The organism is Thioalkalivibrio sp. ALE31, from assembly GCF_000377405.1.
GTDB lineage: Bacteria > Pseudomonadota > Gammaproteobacteria > Ectothiorhodospirales > Ectothiorhodospiraceae > Thioalkalivibrio.
The window spans coordinates 1-14,588 of the sequence record NZ_KB905029.1 but is presented as its reverse complement, the minus strand read 5'-3'; the positions used below and the strand labels follow the sequence as shown (position 1 = coordinate 14,588).

Below are 14,588 nucleotides of genomic sequence, written 5' to 3'. Positions count from 1 at the left end.
CCCCACCCCGGGTTGTGCGACGCTACCGAAATTGGCTCGCCTCACCTATATTCAAGCGAAGCTTAAACTGCGCGGGTTCGCTCACTGACTCGAAGGCCACACCAACGTGCATCTTTCCAGAAGACCTAGCTTGTCCATGACCAAACAGCAGACTCTATCAAAGGAAACCAATTCATAGATTATGAACTATTACGCGAAGGACTGCGAATTAGTACTTGCTCTTGTCGCCCCTGTCGGAGTCAACTTAGACGACGTTGAAACCAGGCTCGAATCCCTGCTCAGCCAATTCGGATATTCAACAGCGATTTTTCATTTGAGCCAGATCGCCGCCAATCTGGAAGGGCATCAATCGTCCGAGCATCAAAGTGAGGCCGAAAGGCTGGATGCTGGTATGAACCTCGGTAACAGCCTAAGGGAGAAGTATGACCGAGGAGATGTTTTGGCTCTTCTCGCCATTCAAGCCATAAATGATCGCAGGGGTTATGAGCAGGATGCTCCTGAGCCTTTGTCTCGAGCTGCGCATGTAATCCGATCTCTCAAACACGAAGATGAGGTTGAAACGCTTCGGCAAGTCTACGGCCCAGGGTTCTTTCTTATAGGGGTTTCCTCATCTCTAGAAAGCCGAAAACAATACCTAAAAGAACTAAAAGGTGTTCCAGAGGAGGAGATTCATAGACTGATTGAGCGCGATGACAAAGAAAATCGTCCTCTAGGGCAGCAGACAAGAGATGTGTTTCAGCTGGCGGATGCATTCCTCACCACTGATGCTCCTACAGTCTTGGAGAGTCAGTTGGGGCGCATAATGGACCTGATTTTTTCCAAGCCTGTTGTGCCGCCTACGGCTGAGGAATACCCAATGTTCATGGCCTATGCTGCGTCTTTACGCTCCGCAGATCTTGCCAGACAAGTGGGCGCGGTAATCGTGAATGAAAAAAATGACATAATATCCACAGGCGCGAATGATGTGCCGGCTTATGGTGGCGGGCTCTACTGGACAAACCAAAATGACCAACGAGATTACGTCCGAGGGTGCGACTCGAATGAGCAGGAAAAAATTGAGATCGCAAAGGACGCCGCCACCAGAATTTTAGGGGAAGAGGCTCAGAGCGCAGACCTGGAAGAGGCCGTAAAACGCCTCAAGGGGTCTAAATTAATGGATATAACCGAGTATGGAAGGTCAGTCCATGCCGAAATGGAGGCTCTGCTACAAGCTGCTCGCAATGGAACTCCTGTACGGGGAGGAACGCTGTTTACAACTACTTATCCGTGCCACAATTGTACCAAGCATATCGTGGCAGCAGGGATACAAAAAGTCATATACATAGAGCCTTATCCGAAGAGTTACGCGACTACGCTACATGGTGATGCAGTTGAAGACAAAGGGTCGCAATCGTCCGATAAAGTGGAATTCAAGCAGTTCGTTGGGGTTGGCCCGCGTCGGTTTGTGGACCTTTTTTCTATGAAGTTGAGTAGCGGGCGAGAACTTCCTCGAAAATCAGAAGGAAGAATAATTGAGTGGCATAGGCGTCAAGGTGAGACACGTGTCCCAATGTCACCATTATCGTATCTAGATTCAGAAGTATCGATAAGGCATGAGCTTGAAGAACTTTTGGAGGGCGGGAGAGATGAGAAGAAGGGATAATTCAGAGAATGCCAACAGAGTGTATAGTGGCTGGCCAGGGTGGAAGAAAGAGTTTTGTCTCACAAAATACTCAGCTTGCAAGGATGAGTCCAGCGCTGGTCGTGACCAAGAAAAATCGAGGCCGAGAACTGTAGTTCGTAAGTTGCGGTAAGTGGGTACAAAGGCTACGAGGCTGCGATTGGATTGGACGCGCACAGAGGCAGTGACATCGCTCGATAGAACGGCTTTGGTGTGTGTCCAAAGCGATGTAAACGACGACCGGTGAAGGGCGTTCGACTGTGGGGTCCGGAAGCTCTCTGGCCTTCCTTGAGAAATTTGTACTTTCGATCGGTGGATATGGGACAGCCTTGCGAAGCCTCCGCTGTCTATCGGTTCATTCGGGAGCGCCAGTAGGCGGGGCATCGTGCGTGATGCGCAAAGCCCAGGACGATGATGCGACGGGAAGACCCGAGGAAGACGATGTCATACGGGAAGCGGCGCAACACCAGTCGGCGCACGCCTTTCCGGCCTAGATGCCCCGGCATGGGACTTCCGGAGACCAGACCGTCTTCAAGCAGTTCGAGGCCCGCGTTCAGCGACTCGCGAAACTGCCGCCCGAGCCCGGGCTGTTCGTGTTCGTACCAGTCAGCCGCCGCTTCTGCTTCATCGGCCGCGGCGGCGACGATCTCCAGTATGGGCATCCATGCTCATCCGGTCTGGTCCCGCAAACGTCGATTGAGTTCGTCACGTGAGAGGGTTTCCGCGTCCCCGCTCTCGACCTGCGCAAGGCGGCGAGCAATCTCCTGCTCCCAGGCCGCGGCGACGCCGGTGTCCGGCGACCCCTCCAGAGTCTCCAGAAGATCATGCACCAGCCGTGCACGCTCCGAGTCCGGGAGCGCTCGCGCCTGGTCAAGAATGGTTTCGAAGTCGTCGCCCGGCATGTCTGACACTGTTCACAAGGGGTGGTGGCCTTTCAGGTTACGCCTGTGCCGGAGCGTGTTCCAGCGAGCCTGGGTGCCCCCGGCGCTGGCCGGGGACTCTCACGCTTGCCGGGAACCGGTCCGGCAAGCGAACCGCTTCGCGGGATGCGGGCCGTGAGCACTGACAAGGGGCCGCTGGTCATCGGCATCGGCAACCCCTGGCGCGGCGACGACGGCATCGGCCACGCCGTGGTGGACGCGCTGGCCGATACCCCGGGCCTCGCCACCGCGAAGAGCCACGGCGAACCCGCCGAACTCATGGAGTTATGGCAGGGCCACGACCCGGTGATCCTCGTCGATGCCATCGTCACCGGCGCCGCCCCCGGCACCCTCCATCGCCTGGATGCCCGCGAGCCCCTGCCGCGCGGCGCGCGCTACTCCTCCCACGGTATCGGCCTCGCCGAAGCCGTCGAACTTGCCCGCTCCCTGGGCGAGCTTCCCCAGCACGTCATCGTGCACGGCATCGAGCCCGCCTGCCTCGAGGATGGGGCCAGCCTTTCGCCCGAGATCTCAGTTGCCATTGTCCGGATTTGCGAGAACATCCGAATGGAGCTCACCGGGCCCCGGCCTGACGCCTCTCGCTGACCGGAATCCTACGGGGGACGGATCAGGCGGAGGATGAGGCCGGGAAGGTAAAGGACTCATCCCGGCCGGCCCGGATGCAGTTGCTTTCGCTGGCGCCCAGGTAGAGATACCAGGTTTGCTGGGTAAGAGGTTCCGGCTGCGTGAATACTGCCGGGGCCAGGAGCGCCAGATTGGCGCCTCGCTGAGGGTCGCGCACAGATTCATAACGGATGGCCTGGATACCGGCTCGTCGCGCCTCTGCGGCGAGCGCCCGGGTGGCGGTGTAGTCGTCCGGGTGGGTCCACTGGGCGCGATCCTGGTTGAGCGGCGGACGGGTCAGGTCCAGGTGACTCGGGGTGCGCCAGGCGACGCTGAAGACCGTGAGCGATTCGTGGGCTTCAGGTAACGGTGTGCCCGGGGACGCCTCGAAAAAGTGTCGGCGCCAGTAGCTGAACTCGGCCAGTCCGGTGCGGACGGCTTCGGCACAGTAGAAGACGCCCTCGCCTTCCTGGGGTCGACGGAACCGGGAACCGAAGGGCGACGGCGGATAGCGGAACGGCGTCTTGAGGAGGTAATGCAAATGCGCCGTATTGGCGGGAAAGGCGGGCTTGGTCTCCTCCAGAATCGCCTCCAGCACTTCCTGCTCGTCCCGGGTACTCACAAGCTTGCGGGTAGACACGGTGTACTGATGCTCCACCACCCGCCATCCCTCGCCGTTCGCAGGCGCGGCTTCAGATGCGAGCGCGGTGTGCGTCCACATACTCGACTACGCGAGCCAGCCCCGCCACATTGTCCACCAGGTCTCCCGGAACACCGTGCAGGTCGGCATTGGGATTGCGCATCCAGGCCCGAAGGGAACGCTCGTCGCCGGCCGTGATGGCGTCAAGCCCACGGTAGAGACGGACCAGCAGGGCCGCGATCTCCCAGTGCTTGGTGCGCTCGTCCAGGAAATAACCACCGGCGTACATGCGGCTGATTGTAGCGGGGCTCAGCCCCAGGGCCCGGGCCAGCTCCGACTGTTTCATGCCGAGCCGTGCCCCGGCCTGCGCGACAGCCCTGGTGAGTACCTCCTGGCGCTGTTCCGCGTTTGCCGTTTGTTCCATATGGCCCTCCGGGACAAGAAGGAGTATTTCTATAGAAAATATAGAGCCAGGTTCTTCCTGACGCAAACAAATCGCGTGGGCGTGAAGTCGCGGTGTCCCTTTTGGTTCACGCTGGGGTGTCCGGCGTCCCGGCGTGTCGTCAGGCCCGGGGCCAGTCGCGCGTGGCCTGCTGGTAGAAGGCCGGGTCGTCGGTGGTGGCGCCCTGCAGGGTGCAGACTGCGGCGGCAAATCGGAGGGCGCGCTCCAGGGTGGTCGCCCAGGGCCAGGCGTTCTGCAGCCCGATGATGGCGACGCTGGCGAAGGCGTCGCCGGCGCCCACGGCGTCGCGGAACCCGTCGACGGGCGGTGCGGGTGCCTGCCAGTGCTGGCCATCGGGCTCGTGGATGGCGGCACCACCGGCCCCGTGGGTGACGATCAGGGCGGAGCGGATCGCGGCCCGTTCGAGCAGCGCGGTCGGGCGCTCGGCCTCGGCGACATCCGGGGCCAGGGTCGCGGCCTCGTCGGTGTTCAGCTTCACCACGTCGGCGCCGCGGATCAGCGCGAGGACGTCATCGGTGTCGTACCACGGTGCCCGCAGGTTCACGTCGACGAAGCGCTGGCGTGAGCGGGCCCGCAGGCGTTCCAGCAGCTCGCGATTGCCGGTGCGCAGGGCCAGCGTCCCGTGATAGAGGAGCGTGGCCGTAGCCGGCAGCTGCTCCGCCCAGTCCGCCGGGACGTCGTCATAGGCCTGGCCGGGGACGATGGTGTAGCTCGGCTCGCCCTGCTCCAGGGTGACGCGGACCTCCCCCGTTGGGGCCGTGGGGTGCTGGTACAGCCCGCGTGTATCCATCCCGATGTGGTGCATGCGTTCCCGCACGCGGCGGCCATCGGCGTCGTCGCCGATGCCGCCCACAAAGCAGGCGGCGGCACCCAGCTGATGCAGGTTCCAGGCGACGTTAAAGGGCGCGCCGCCGAGGACGCGCGTGCCGTCGGGGAAGCCGTCGAACAGGACCTCGCCGAAGATCAGGTGAGATGGGGGCGTGCCGCGCATGGCGTCTCCCGGGATCGGTCAGTCGTTGGCGCGTTCAATGCGGTCGCGCCCGCGTTTCTTGGCCTGGAGCAGGGCGTGGTCGGCCGCGTCGAAGATCGCCTCCGGGGTCGCGGCGGGATTGATGCCGGCCAGGCCCGCGGAGATGGTGACCTTCAGCCGGGTGTTCCCGGCGCGCACGATCAGGCGATCGACCGCCTCGCGGATAGTGTCCGCCTGTGTATGGGCGGCCGCGGGTTCGCGGTAGAGGATCATCACGAATTCCTCGCCGCCGTAGCGCGCGACAAAGTCGGGTGCGCGGACCCCTTCGGCCAGGATCTCGGCGACCGCCCGCAGGACCTTGTCGCCCGCGCTGTGTCCGTATTCGTCGTTGATGGTCTTGAAGTGGTCGATGTCCCAGACCAGCAGGGAGGCGGCGCCGGCCTTTTTCAGCTCCGCCGGGAGCTGGGCCAGGCGCTGTTCGAAGGCGGTGCGGTTGGGCAGGCCGGTCAGGCTGTCGCGCGTGGCCTCGGCGCGGGCCTGTTCCAGGCGCGTGCGCAGGGCCTGCACCTGGCCCTCCAGACTGCGGCCCTTGGAGCGCAGGGCGCGGTTGCGCTCCAGTGCTGCCAGCAGCTCGGTTTCCTGTTCATCGCGAAACGCGGTGACCCGCTCCACCATGCGGTCGAGGCCGCGGCTGACCTCGGTGCGCAGGGTCGCCAGATCGTCGACGTCGACGACCCGGCCCTTGATATGGGCGACATCGCCGGAGATCCCGGCATGCAGCTCGGACACGGATTCGCGGGCGCGTTCGCCGCGGGCCTCGTCCTCGGACAAGGCGGTGTCGACATCCTCGAGGCGGTGCCAGATCTCGCCGACGACCTCGGTGAGCTCCTCGCGCTCGGTCATGGCCTTCTGGCACTTGTCGTGCAGGACCGTGAACAGACGGTTGAGGGTGCGTTCGATCTCCGCCTTGTCGCGGCGGTCAGCGGCCCGGGTCAGGGCGTCCACCTCGGAATCGAGGAACTCGAAGCCGTGCAGGCCGCGGCGCACCACCTCGAGGATGCCCTCGGCAAGATCCTGGCGATGGTCGCTGGAACGTACCGCGTCAGCGAGCTGGCCGCTCAGGCGGTCCAGCCAGGCGGTGTCGCCGGGGTCGGACTCGATGGCCCGGGTCAGGTCGCGGACCGCGCCCTCCAGTGCCGGCACCTTGGCGGACACCACCGCAAGCGAACGCAGCGCGACTCGGCGGATCGTGTCCTGCAGGGCCCGTTCCCGGTCCAGCGAGCGTTCGAGCTCGATGATGGTTCTACGCAGATCGCTGTCGGACATCGGGAAATCCCGGAAAGGAGGCGTGTCTATTTAAACGCGTAATACGGGTAGATGCCACCGGGATCGTACCCGTATACGGGCAACGGTTTAGTGCGCTGGATCATGAAGGGCCTGGCGCTGCGGCAGTTCGATCTCGATGCCGACCGGGAGATGGTCGGACAGCGCAACGTTGTAGACGCGCACGTCGCTGACATGCAGGTCGGGGGTCAGCAGGATGTGGTCGAAGACCAGGCGCGGGTCCCAGGCGGGGTAGGTCGCGGGGCAGGCCATTGGCTCCATCAGGCCGGTGCGCGCGACCAGCTGGCGCAGTTCCTCACTGTCCTGCTGGCAGTTGAGATCGCCCATGACCACCGCATGGGGGAGGTCCTGGATGTGTTCCGCGACGTAGGCCAGCTGGGACTTGCGGGTCCGCTTGCCGAGGGCGAGGTGCAGCAGGAACAGGACCAGTTCGTCTCCGTCGCCCATCGCGTAGTGCGCCTCGATCGCGCCGCGTCCCGGCAGGGCGCCTGGCAGGCGGTGCATCTCGACCCGGTCCGGTTCCAGGCGCGAGAACAGGGCCAGGGAGTGCTTGGCGAACTGCCCGAGATCCCGGTTGATCCGGTTGTAGGTGTACGGGAACTGCGCGCGCTCGGAGAGATAGGACGCCAGATCGACGAAATTGCTGCGGATGCTGCCGCCGTCCAGCTCCTGCACGCCGACGATATCGAACTCGGAGATGAACCGCGCGACCCGGTCCAGGTTGTCCATGCGCCCGCCATAGGGGAGCACGTGCTTCCAGCTGTTGGTGACGTAGTGATGCAGGCGGGAAGAGTGGATGCCCACCTGGGCATTGAAACTCAGCAGACGCAGGCGCTGGCTGCCCTGTTCGTGCTGGTAGCTCAGTTGTTCCGGGGTGGCGGTTTCCGGTTGCGCCTCGCCTTCGGGGCCGAGGGGCGTGGCACGACGGTCGCCGGGCGCGATCGACGTCATCGCGGGTGGTCTCCTGCTGGAGGGAAAGTCCGTGTTCTCAGAATGGACAAACCAGCTCGCCCAAACGTTCCGTCAGCTTCATGTTCTCGCTGTAGTCGACCGGGCAGTCGATCACGGTCACGCCCGGCTCCACCAGGGCCTCGCGCAGGGCCATTTCGAGGCTGTCTCCCGGTTCGATGCGCACGCCGCGGGCGCCGAAGGCGCGGGCCAGCTGGACGAAATCCGGGTTGCCGAATTCGACGAAGGCCTTGCGCCCGTACTCGCGGACCTGCTTCCACTCGATCAGGCCGTAGGCGTTGTCGTTCCAGATCAGCACCACGAAATTCAGGCCCAGCCGGACCGCGGTCTCCAGCTCCTGCACGTTCATCAGGAAGCCGGCATCGCCGGTGACGGCGACGACCTGGCGTTCGGGATGGAGCTTGGCTGCGGCGATGGCGCCGGGCAGAGCGATCCCCATGCTGGCGAAGCCGTTGGAGATCAGGCAGGTGTTGGGTAGCTCGCAGCGGAACATGCGCGCCATCCAGAGCTTGTGGGCGCCGACATCGGTGATCATGATCGCGTCGAGATCCGCCGCGGTGCGCAGGTCCCAGATCAGCTTCTGTGGCTTGAGCGGCACCTGGGTGTCGTCGCGGTGCTCGTTCATGTCCTCGATCAGGCTCTGGCGCAGCGGGCGCAGGATGGTCTCCTCGCGCGGACTGACCTGCTCGGCCAGACGGTGCAGACAGGTCGTCAAATCCCCGAGGACCTCGGCCGTCACGTTGTAGTGGCCGTCGATCTCGGCCGGGGCCGAATCAATGTGGATCAGGGTGCGGTCGCCGTCTGGATGCCAGAAGCTTGGCGGGTATTCGACCAGGTCGTAGCCGATGCAGACGATCACATCGGCCTTGTGGAAGCCGAAGTTCACGAAGTCCTGGCTCTGCAGCCCGACCGAGCCGAGCGCCAGCGGGTGGCGGAACGGCAGTACGCCCTTGGCCATGAAGGTATTGGCCACCGGGATGTTCAGCGCGCTGGCGAGCGTGGCCAGGGCCCCGCTGGCGCCGGAGCGGATCACACCGTTGCCGGCGAGGATCAGCGGGTGGTGGGCCTCGTTCAGCAACCGGGCCGCGGCCTCCAGCGAGGCGTCGGCCGGCACGGCCGCCGGGCCGGCGTGGACCGGCAGGGGCGGGTTGGGGCACGGCTGCGAGGCGATGTTCTCGGGTAGTTCGAGGAAGCTGGCCCCGGGTTTGCCGCCTTCGGCCCACTTGAAGGCCTTGCGCACCACCTCCGGGAGAATCTCGGGCTCGACCACGCTGGAGCTGTACTTGGTGATCGGCTGGAACAGGCCCTTCAGGTCGAGGACCTGATGCGACTCCTTGTGCAGGCGATGGGTGCTGGCCTGGCCGGCAATTGCGACCAGCGGGGCGTGATCCATGTTGGCGTCGGCAACGCCGGTGATCAGGTTGGTGGCGCCGGGACCCAGGGTCGCCAGGCAGACACCCGCCTTGCCCGACAGACGCCCGTGGACGTCGGCCATAAAGGCGGCGCCCTGTTCGTGGCGCGTGGTGACGAATTCGATGGAGGAGTCGGCCAGGGCATCGAGAACGGCCATGTTCTCCTCGCCCGGCAGACCGAAGATGCGTTCGACGCCCTCCTGCTCGAGGCACTCGACCAGACGCTGGGCGGTGGTCGGCGTGCTCATGCTGAAGACGCCCCGGCGGGCCGGGGCATATGCCGCGCGTTAGCCGCGGGCACGTTCGATCAGGAAATCAGCGACTTCCAGCATCTCGTCGTGCCCACCGGCCATGCTGGCGGAGACGATCGCCTCGCCATTGATGACCAGGGTGGGCACGCCGCCGACGCCGTAGTCCTGCACGGCCTCGGTGGCCTCGACGACACGGCGGCGGATCGCGTCGGAACGCATGGTCTCGCGGAACTCGTCCGCGTCCAGCCCCCGCTGGTCGATGAAGCGCAGAATTGCACTTTCCGAGCGCATCTGGCGGCCCTGGTCGTGGATCGCGTCATAGAACGCCTGGTGCACGTCGTCGAGCACGCCCAGCTTCTCGGCGGTGTAGAACACCCGCGCATGTAACGCCCAGACGTCGTTCATCGGCGCCGGCAGATACTCGAACTGCACGTCGTCGGCCAGGTTCGGCTTCCACGCCTGGACCTTGGGCTCGAAGGAGTAGCAGTGCGGACAGCCGTACCAGAAGACCTCGACCACCTGGATCTTGCCATCCTCCAGGCCGGTATCCAGTGGTGGCTGGATGGCCCGGTAGTGCTGGCCCTCGCGGAACTCGGCCGCAAGGCTGGTGCCAGTGGCGAGGAGCAGGCCGGCGCCGCCCAGGGCGCCCATGAATTCACGACGTCTCATTACAGCTCACCGTAGGAGTGCAGGCCGGACAGGAACATGTTCACGCCCAGGAAGGTGAAGGTCGTCACGAACAGCCCGATGATCGCCCACCAAGCCATGACCGGCCCGCGCCAGCCCTTGGTAAAGCGCATGTGCAGCCATGCGGCGTAGGTCAGCCACAGGATCAGGCTCCAGGTTTCTTTCGGGTCCCAGGTCCAGTAGCCGCCCCAGGCCTCGGCGGCCCACATCGCGCCGAGCACGGTGGCGATGGTGAAGAAGGCGAAGCCGATCGCGATGGCCTTGTACATCACGTTGTCCAGCGCTTCCTTGCTCGGGATGCGCTGGGTGAGGGCGGCGTCGGGCCGGGTGCGCTCGAGCCGATGCTTGACCAGATAGGCCACCCCCAGCATCGCGGCGATGGCGAAGCCGCCGTAGCCAACAAAGTTGGTAGGCACGTGGATCTTCATCCACCAGCTGTTCAGCGCCGGAACCAACGGCTCGATCTCGTGTGCCTGGCGGTCCCACATGTACCACAGCAGGAAGGTGACCGACGCGGCGATGACCAGCATGACGAACGCGCCCATGGTGCGCTGGCCGGTGCGGCCCTCGTAGTACAGGTACATCAGCGTGGTCAGGGCGGCCAGCAGGATGAAGACCTCGTACAGGTTGGCCACCGGGATGTAGCCCCAGGTCGGGTCGGTCAGGTAGATCTCGCGCCAGCGCACCAGCAGGGCCATGAGGCCGGCACCGGCGCCGATCCAGGCGAAGGCCCCGCCGACGCGGGTGGGGAAGTCGGAGCGGCTGAACAGCCCGGTCACGTAGGCAACCGTGGACAGGTACAGGAAGACGCTCATCCACATCACACCGGCCTGGCCCGAACCGACGTAGTTCAGCCAGAAGTTGGTGCTGCCGCGGGCGAGGTCGTCGCCGTACATCCAGATGCCGAACAACGAGAGCGCGGCGACGATGATCGAAAAGAGCTGCCACGGACGCCAGAACCAGCCCATCCAGGCACTCAGGCCGACGGCCAGGATCAGGCCGCCGGTGTCGTAGCGGTCCATCATGTGGCCGTATTGCCAGAAGGCGATCAGCCCGACGGCGATCGTCAGGGCGATGTACGCCCAGTCGCGCGGCTGGATGCGCCGGAAGATGCCGGGCCGTTCGAAATCCAGGGCCTCGTGGGGGACTGACATGGGGTGCTCCTCCGACTGCTTAGCTTTTAGTCGTTTTTGTTGTTGGACTCATGGGTGCCGTCGCTGGCGCCATCGACCGGCTTCTGATCGATGATCCACCTCTTAAGATGCGCGAAACGTTCCTCGAATTCCACCTGGTGGCGGTTGCTCGTGCCGGCCATCACCACGTGAGTGCCTTCGCCGTTCTCGCTCCGCCGCGCCATGATCCACAGGCGCTGATAGGACACGTAGAAGAGGAAGAAGATCCCGACGATCAGCATCACGCTGCCGGTGTAGACGGTGCTCTGGCCGGGGGCGCGTGCGATCTGCAGGCCGGACGCCTCGCGGTGCTCGAAATCCTTCAGGTGGAAGAAGAACGGCGACTGATAAAGGCTGATGGCATTGATCGCGGAGATCGTATCCTCCAGGAAACGCTGCTCTTCTTCCTGGATCGAGACTACACCCTCGTCCTGAAGGACTTCCATGTAAAGCCCCTGGAGGCCGGCGTGCAGGATGCGGATCATCAGGTCGCGCACCTCGTCGATGCGCTCGCCCGGTACGCGCCGTTCGATCTCGTTGTTGACGGCCATGTAGCCGCCCTCGGCGAACAGCCCCATCAGCTCGGCCGTCGTGCGGGCGATGGCCTGGGTCTGCTCGTTGGGTACCGTCTCGTCGTCGCGCGCCACCTGGCGGGCAATCTCGTTGCGCACTTCGGGGTTGTGCAGCATGGCCAGGTAGGTGCGGAAGCGCTCCAGCGAATCGTCGGCATCTGCCGGCAGGAACAGGTAGTGGAATTCCTCCGCCGGACTCTCGCGCACGCCGCTGAGGAAATACATCGCCCCTTCCTGCAGGGCCGGGCGCTGGTAGTTGCGGTAGTACAGGCCGTGGCCGGTGCGGTCCATCAGGCGGAAATCGAAGCTCGGGCCCATATGGCGGTTCTCGCGCACGCCCTCTTCGTTGAGCAGCGGAACCACGTTCTCCAGCTGAAAGTTGGTGAACTCGATGATCCGGGTGTCGCCGTCCGGCGTCGGGACCTCCATCTCCTGGAACACACGACCGGGCACCTCGAGCTCGCGCAGGGCCTCGGCGCCCAGCGGGATGGCGTCGATATCCAGGCGGGTGCCGCCGTCGGCGAAGCTTGCCTGATAGATCGCGAAGCCGTTGTAGATCAACGGGTGGTTGACCGAGATGGTGTGCCGCAGCGGCTCGTCGCGGTTCGGATCATGGATAACCAGGTCCGACTCGTAGGAGCTTTCGGCACCGGTGGAGAAGCGTTCGATCCGGAACTCCTCCAGTTCGACGCGGAAGGGCAGCTCCTGCACGAAGTAGCCTTCCCGCATCGGCAGGAACACCACATTCGCCGATGCACCCTCGGGGATCTCCACCGAGCCGCGGAAGGACGGGTTCCAGTCCGGTATCCAGGCCGAACGCGGGACCTCGGAGATCGGTACGCTGCGGGTCTCGATCTCGAGATTCCCCAGCCACTCGTTAACCTTCAGCAGGGTCGTGCCGTCGGCCAGGGCGCCCACACAGATCACCACGATGCCGACATGGGTCAGCAGGTAACCCATGCGGTTCCAGCGCCCGCGCATGGCAGCGATCACGGTCTGTCCGTCGTGGTTCTTCTCGCGCGCCTTGAAACCCTGTGCCTTCAGCACCCGGTGGGCGTGCTGGATGAACTCCTCCGGTGACTGATCGAGATCGCCGGTGGCACTGGAATGGAACGAGCGCAGGGACTTTTCCTTGACCTGCGTGTTGTAGCGGCGCAGGTCCTTCAGCAGCCCGGGGGTCTGGCGATAGACGCAGAAGGAGGTCGAGATGACCAGGAAGGCCACCACCAGCAGGAACCAGGTCGCGGAATACACCTGATACAGGCCCATCCCGGCAAAGATCTCGTGCCAGAAAGGCCCGTAGTCCATCAGATACTCGGTGTACGGTTCGTTCTGCACCAGGACGGTGCCGATGACCGAGGCGATCGCGAGGGCCACCAGGAGGGTGATCGCCAGGCTCATCGAGCCCATGAAATCGACCAGTATGCGGCTGCGCCGCGGCTTGCGCGCGGCCTTCTGGCGGGATGCGGGGGCCGGGCCGGCGGTGGCGGCCTGATCGTTATTCGACATGCTGAAACCTGCTTTAGCCTGACGGACTATGCGAAGCAACCCGACAGGGGTTCAATTTCCAAGACAAACTGCGCGGGCGTTGCGCGACCAGTGGATGGACCGATGATCCGCCCGGGAGTTCGCGCGCCCCACCATGACGCCCCTGTACAGGATTGCATTCCAACTGGGTGCGTTTTTCCGCGCCCACAAAAAAGGGGCGGCCAAGGCCGCCCCTTCCCTGGGTCGCTTCGCCGCCGGTCCTGCGCGGCGTACCCGAAGCCGAATCAGTTGCTCGGCTGCAGGCCGGCCATGTACTGGGACACGGCCTCGATGTCTTCATCGGACATGTTGCGCACCACATTGCGCATCATGCGGCCATTGTCGTTGGCGCGCTCGCCGCTACGGAAGTAGCGCAGCTGATCCGCGCTGTACTGCGCGTGCTGGCTGGCGACGGCCGGGAACATGGCTTCCGGGTTGCCGTTGCCGTTCGGGCCGTGGCAGGCAATGCAGGCGGCGACGTTCTGCGACGGGATGCCGCCGCGGTAGATCTGCTCGCCCCGTTCGACCACCGACTCGTCGGCGGTGCCGGCGCTGATTTCCTGCTCGGCATAGAAGGCCGCCAGGTCGCGCATGTCCTGCTCGTCCAGGTTGGCCACCTGGCCCAGCATCAGGCTGTTCTCGCGGCGCTCGGACTTGTAGTCCTGCAGCTGCTTCACGGTGTACTTGGCGTGCTGGCCGGCCAGCTTGGGCCATTCCGGGTTCACGCTGTTGCCATCCGCCTGGTGGCAGGCCGCGCAGGCTTGGGACAGTTCCTGGCCGCGCTGGGGATCGCCCGCCTGGGCTGCCGACAGCGGGAGCAGCAGGGATACGGACAGGGCAGCAAAGAGAGCGGAAAGCTTGTGGTTCATGACGGAGAATCTCCTGCTTGTAAATGCGTGCCGGGTCGCGACCCGTTCCTTGTGCCCCATCGTAGGGCGATCAACATAAGGGGCGCAGTTTATAGCACAATGCTAATTTGTGCTCAAAAATAAACCGAGTCCGGCACTCGGCCAAGGGAAACACTGATGAATGTACACGCTCGCGTTGGCACCCCAGGTTTTCCGAGACAAGGCGCGTCGCGCAGCGGGTAGTGGTTCTACCCGCAAGCGGCGCAACGCAGGATCGGGGAACCTGGGGTGCCAACCCCACAAGCCATTGAAAGCAGGGGCTCGGCCGCTTTTGCGTGCGCCCGGCGTTGCGGCTCGCTTATGTAGCTCGGCTACACTTCACTCACCGCGCCTTGTTCGCACGCAAAAGCGACTCGAGCGCGAGCGTGTACATTCATCAGTGTTTCCCTAGGACGCTCTCTCGCCCCATGGAACCCCGATTTCGCGAAACTGACCTCCTGCGTGGCGTGGCGCAGATTGCCCAGCTCCC

14 protein-coding genes are annotated in these 14,588 nt (G+C 64.0%); 2 read left to right on the top strand and 12 right to left on the bottom strand.

What is annotated here, in order from left to right:
• Nucleotides 1–181: 181 nt before the first annotated feature.
• On the top strand, nt 182–1,642 hold the full coding sequence (locus D103_RS14135; protein WP_038028899.1) for an anti-phage dCTP deaminase: 1,461 nt from the start codon (nt 182–184) through the stop codon (nt 1,640–1,642).
• Between the two features lie 365 nt (nt 1,643–2,007).
• On the opposite strand, the gene D103_RS0112275 is transcribed toward D103_RS14135, so the two are convergent.
• Both D103_RS0112275 and D103_RS0112270 read right to left on the bottom strand, forming a co-directional pair.
• Nucleotides 2,008–2,322 (bottom strand): type II toxin-antitoxin system RelE/ParE family toxin, encoded by a 315-nt coding sequence (locus D103_RS0112275; RefSeq protein ID WP_018877000.1) that lies wholly within the window; start codon nt 2,320–2,322, stop codon nt 2,008–2,010.
• 6 nt (nt 2,323–2,328) lie between these two features.
• Nucleotides 2,329–2,562, bottom strand: a complete 234-nt coding sequence (locus D103_RS0112270) for an addiction module protein (RefSeq protein WP_018876999.1) — start codon at nt 2,560–2,562, stop codon at nt 2,329–2,331.
• A gap of 144 nt (nt 2,563–2,706) precedes the next feature.
• Here D103_RS0112270 and D103_RS0112265 point away from each other — a divergent pair, with 144 nt between their 5' ends.
• Nucleotides 2,707–3,186 carry a hydrogenase maturation protease gene (locus D103_RS0112265; protein WP_018876998.1) on the top strand — a complete coding sequence of 160 codons (480 nt, stop codon included), beginning with the start codon at nt 2,707–2,709 and terminating at the stop codon, nt 3,184–3,186.
• 22 nt (nt 3,187–3,208) lie between these two features.
• Here the strand turns inward: D103_RS0112265 and D103_RS0112260 are convergent, their stop codons facing one another.
• From D103_RS0112260 to D103_RS0112215, 10 genes are all read right to left on the bottom strand, one after another.
• Entirely contained in the window at nt 3,209–3,925 is a 717-nt protein-coding gene (locus tag D103_RS0112260; RefSeq protein WP_231366607.1) for an RES family NAD+ phosphorylase, read from the bottom strand.
• Nucleotides 3,897–4,268, bottom strand: a complete 372-nt coding sequence (locus tag D103_RS0112255; protein WP_018867694.1) for an antitoxin Xre/MbcA/ParS toxin-binding domain-containing protein — start codon at nt 4,266–4,268, stop codon at nt 3,897–3,899. The genes D103_RS0112260 and D103_RS0112255 overlap by 29 nt, the downstream gene beginning before the upstream one ends.
• A gap of 139 nt (nt 4,269–4,407) precedes the next feature.
• Nucleotides 4,408–5,298 (bottom strand): carbohydrate kinase, encoded by an 891-nt coding sequence (locus tag D103_RS0112250; RefSeq protein ID WP_018876996.1) that lies wholly within the window; start codon nt 5,296–5,298, stop codon nt 4,408–4,410.
• A gap of 18 nt (nt 5,299–5,316) precedes the next feature.
• Nucleotides 5,317–6,603, bottom strand: coding sequence for a GGDEF domain-containing protein (locus D103_RS0112245; protein WP_018876995.1), 1,287 nt, complete (start codon nt 6,601–6,603; stop codon nt 5,317–5,319).
• Nucleotides 6,604–6,690: 87 nt separating this feature from the next.
• Nucleotides 6,691–7,572 carry an endonuclease/exonuclease/phosphatase family protein gene (locus D103_RS0112240; protein ID WP_018876994.1) on the bottom strand — a complete coding sequence of 294 codons (882 nt, stop codon included), beginning with the start codon at nt 7,570–7,572 and terminating at the stop codon, nt 6,691–6,693.
• Nucleotides 7,573–7,609: 37 nt separating this feature from the next.
• Nucleotides 7,610–9,250 (bottom strand): acetolactate synthase large subunit, encoded by a 1,641-nt coding sequence (locus tag D103_RS0112235; RefSeq protein WP_018867698.1) that lies wholly within the window; start codon nt 9,248–9,250, stop codon nt 7,610–7,612.
• A gap of 39 nt (nt 9,251–9,289) precedes the next feature.
• Nucleotides 9,290–9,922: a thiol:disulfide interchange protein DsbA/DsbL gene (locus D103_RS0112230; protein WP_026280363.1), complete on the bottom strand. Its 633-nt coding sequence runs from the start codon at nt 9,920–9,922 to the stop codon at nt 9,290–9,292.
• Nucleotides 9,922–11,094 (bottom strand): c-type cytochrome biogenesis protein CcsB, encoded by a 1,173-nt coding sequence (gene ccsB, locus D103_RS0112225; RefSeq protein WP_018876992.1) that lies wholly within the window; start codon nt 11,092–11,094, stop codon nt 9,922–9,924. Before ccsB ends, D103_RS0112230 begins: the two co-directional genes overlap by 1 nt.
• A gap of 26 nt (nt 11,095–11,120) precedes the next feature.
• Complete coding sequence (locus tag D103_RS0112220) at nt 11,121–13,193, bottom strand: cytochrome c biogenesis protein ResB (RefSeq protein ID WP_018867701.1); 2,073 nt, start codon at nt 13,191–13,193, stop codon at nt 11,121–11,123.
• Between the two features lie 263 nt (nt 13,194–13,456).
• Nucleotides 13,457–14,080 carry a cytochrome c gene (locus tag D103_RS0112215; RefSeq protein ID WP_018867702.1) on the bottom strand — a complete coding sequence of 208 codons (624 nt, stop codon included), beginning with the start codon at nt 14,078–14,080 and terminating at the stop codon, nt 13,457–13,459.
• Nucleotides 14,081–14,588: the final 508 nt, after the last annotated feature.